Raw genomic sequence first — 3,405 nt, 5'->3', positions numbered from 1 at the left:
TTAAACTCGAAACACTGGTAGATGTTCTTGAAAAGTGGGCACTTGAAGTGAGTAAAAAATATAGTTAAGCGTCCTTACTATTTTCCCACAGAACTCACAGAATTACACAGAAGAATACATTAAAAAATTCTGTGATTATCTGTGAGTTCTGTGGGAATAAAATTTATTTTCAAAACAGTTACAGGTAAATCTTCATTAACGGATAACCTGTAAACTGATAACTACACTATAGCGTTTTCCGCAGGTGCGATATAAACATCCCCAGATCTTTCTTTCCTCCACCATCGGCAATGATGGCTTCAAAATGACTTCTGATCAATTCTGCCAATGGCAAACGCTGGCCTGCATCGGCAGCTGTTTCTTGTGCAAGGCGTAAATCTTTATTTGCCAGCTGCATGGCAAAACCATTCGGATTGTCAACTTCCCTGGCTACCAGGCCACCGTATATCTTGAATACAGGTGCACCATAGATAGTGTTATGCATGGTGTCGAGGAATATATCTTTATCTATACCGGTCTTCTCCGCTACGAGCAATACTTCGCTCAACATTTCTACCACACCAAAGATCATGAAGTTCATCATCAGCTTTACAGTGTGAGCAATAGCCGGGTCGATGCCGAAATCAAATATACGCTGGCTCATGGCTTCGAGTACAGGCTTTACTTTCTCTTTTGCACCAGCATCGCCCGACAGAAGTATATATAGCAGTTTTCCCTCTGCAGCCGGAGGGCGGCCCATTACCGGTGATGCAAGGTATACAGCTTTCTTCGCCATATACTGCTCTGCCAGTTGTTTTGAGGTTTCGGCTTTTATGGTGCTCATAGAAAGATGTATACTTCCTGGCTTGATAGCAGGCAATATCTGGTCCGATACTTCCTTTACTGCTTCATCATCACTCAGCATGGTAACAACTACATCTGCGGGCTGAACCGCTTCGGCAATACTGACTGTATGCTGACCTCCCAACGTGACCAAATCTTTCACCTTTTCGGGTGAACGGTTATAAAGCTTTACAGTAAATCCTCCGGTGATCAGATTTTTGGCCATGGGGTATCCCATATTTCCCAGCCCGATAAAAGCAATGGTAAGACTCATAATATATAGTTTGTTAAAAAGTAAGATGACGCCAGATACTGAGATGCATCTGTGCGCCATCGAAAACTAAAATAAGTATATCGTTAGTTGTTTACTAATTTCAATGCTCCTTCGCTGTAACGAGCCCCTACATTTGGAAATTCATCCATCAGCGTTTCTATTTTTTGCAAGTCGCCGGCAGAAAGTACTACTTCGGTTGCCTGGGCATTCTCTTCGAGGTATTTTCTTTTCTTGGTGCCGGGTATCGGTATAATATCATCGCCTTGTGCCAGTACCCAGGCCAATGCCAGTTGAGCAGGCGTACATTTTTTTTCATCGGCCAGTGCAACGAAACGTGTTACCAGTTGCTGGTTATAATCCCAATGCTGGTCGTCAAAACGTGGTAATGATCTTCTGAAATCCGTTGACGCGAGAGATTCTTTCTGTACCGTGTTCGTTACAAGTCCGCGAGCCAGCGGACTATAGGGCACCAGCGTTATACCCAACTCGCGACACACGGGAAGAATTTCTTTTTCTACATCGCGTGTCAACAGTGAGTACTCACTCTGCAATGCAGTGATCGGATGCACGGCATGTGCTTTTCGAATAGAAGCGGCAGATGCTTCTGACAACCCCAGGTAACGCACTTTGCCTTCCTTCACAAGCTCAGCCATAGCGCCGACCATTTCTTCCACGGGCACTTTGGGATCAATGCGATGAGCATAGTATAAATCGATAACGTCTACTTTCAGGCGTTTCAGACTTCCTTCAATGGCGGTGCGCATGTATGCTACGGAGCCATCAAAATACGTGCTCCTGTCTTCGCGCATACGAAAACCAAATTTCGTAGCGATAAAGATTTTGTTACGGTTGGGAACCAGCACGCGCGAGATCAATTCTTCATTGGTATGCGGGCCGTATATATCGGCTGTATCCCAGAAATTTATACCCAGATCGAGTGCGCGGTGAAGCGTGGCGATAGACTCCTGGTCATCGGTAGGGCCATACGCAAAACTCATTCCCATACAGCCCAATCCGATAGCAGAGAGCTGCTCGTTTGTGTTACTCAATTTTCTGTACTTCATAATTATATAATGGTTGTTTTAACGTGTTTTTCAAATCACTCCGGAGATTCAAAATACATTGCAAAATTATTCCCGGCCTGGTGTACTCACTTAAAAAATTCAAACCATTCATTATAAAATTCAAACAACACGCGACCGGCAAATCTTGTGAAATACTGGCTGTTCAAACCCTCATCACACTCAGAAATAAGCGGAAGGTATTACCTGTGAGGGGATTGTATCTTTTTAAGATGCCCGGATAACGCGATGGTCACAAAACGGAAGTAAGTATATATTTTCAAACGGAATACGCTGAAACAACGTGCAAATTCATCTCTTTTTTTGTGATGACATCATTTGCATTCTATACCTTTAGACATTTAAAACTCTACCGGTTTGAAACGATCTTTTATAGGACTGATACTGGGATTGCTGATGGCTGCCCCCGCTTGCATTGCCCAAAAGCAACTTGTACTGCTTAAGAATGAGAAAGTAAAACTGAGACTATATATTGGTGACGAGATCATCTATAAAGAAAAGGGCGCTGATCATCGTCGGCGCAGCTATGTAAGCAACGTATACGATACTGCTTTGCTGGCGCATGAAACGGTGGTGCCTTTCCACAAGATTGAACGTATCTATTTTAACCAGCACAACTTTGCCAATGTTGTGGGCGGACTTTTGGTAATTGGCGGCGTTGGCTATTTCCTGGTAGACCAGATCAACGTGTCGCTCATACAGGGCGACCCGAGCTTGAATAAAAGTGTTACGCGTGCCTCTATTATCATGACGGCCATAGGCCTGCCGTTGATGCTCATCCATAAAAAATCGCAACGCATTGGAGGCCGATACAGATTGTTGCTGGTAGATAAAGGATCTCCGTTCTTTAAGCCTGATATAAGGAGGTTGGAGTCGATGATGGAAAATTAGCCGCTGGCTGCAGGCTACTGGCCTGGAGAAAAAAACAGTTGCACAAAGGAGCACAAAAGCCGCCATTGGTTAATCGTTACAAGTTAATCGTTACCGGTTAATCGTTATCAGGAAGGGTATATTAACGGTTACTCTAACCGATCCGTGTTATTCTGTGATTTCTGTGGGAAATAAATGCATTTTTGTTCACAGAATAGCACAGAAAAATAAGTTATTCATTACCTGATTAACAGACTCTTACTGATAACGATTAACGTGTAACCGATAACACCTAGTAGCTGGCGGCTACTTTCAAATAGTGTGCGTACAGCTCCTCCACCAGTTCCTGTGCTATAG

The 3,405-nt window shown here is 43.7% G+C and carries 3 protein-coding genes; 1 reads left to right on the top strand and 2 read right to left on the bottom strand.

Going from position 1 to position 3,405, the window contains the following annotated elements:
* Positions 1-226: 226 nt before the first annotated feature.
* Positions 227-1,096 carry an NAD(P)-dependent oxidoreductase gene (locus tag V7Q33_RS23320; protein ID WP_331978812.1) on the bottom strand — a complete coding sequence of 290 codons (870 nt, stop codon included), beginning with the start codon at positions 1,094-1,096 and terminating at the stop codon, positions 227-229.
* 83 nt (positions 1,097-1,179) lie between these two features.
* The gene (locus V7Q33_RS23315) at positions 1,180-2,160 is read right to left on the bottom strand and encodes an aldo/keto reductase (RefSeq protein ID WP_333821490.1); all 981 of its coding nucleotides are present in this window, start codon (positions 2,158-2,160) and stop codon (positions 1,180-1,182) included.
* 375 nt (positions 2,161-2,535) lie between these two features.
* Between V7Q33_RS23315 and V7Q33_RS23310 the strand changes: the two genes are divergently transcribed.
* Entirely contained in the window at positions 2,536-3,069 is a 534-nt protein-coding gene (locus V7Q33_RS23310) for a hypothetical protein (RefSeq protein ID WP_331978816.1), read from the top strand.
* Positions 3,070-3,405 lie beyond the last annotated feature (336 nt).

The organism is Ohtaekwangia sp. (assembly GCF_036786105.1).
Lineage (GTDB): Bacteria > Bacteroidota > Bacteroidia > Cytophagales > Cyclobacteriaceae > Ohtaekwangia.
The sequence above is the reverse complement of the archived record's forward strand: the minus strand, read 5'-3'. Positions and strand labels throughout refer to the sequence as shown.

Excerpts from the sequence above, each read along its gene's own strand:
- V7Q33_RS23320 (WP_331978812.1), bottom strand. The coding sequence starts at position 1,096 with ATGAGTCTTACCATTGCTTTTATCGGGCTGGGAAATATGGGATACCCC.
- V7Q33_RS23315 (WP_333821490.1), bottom strand. The coding sequence starts at position 2,160 with ATGAAGTACAGAAAATTGAGTAACACAAACGAGCAGCTCTCTGCTATC.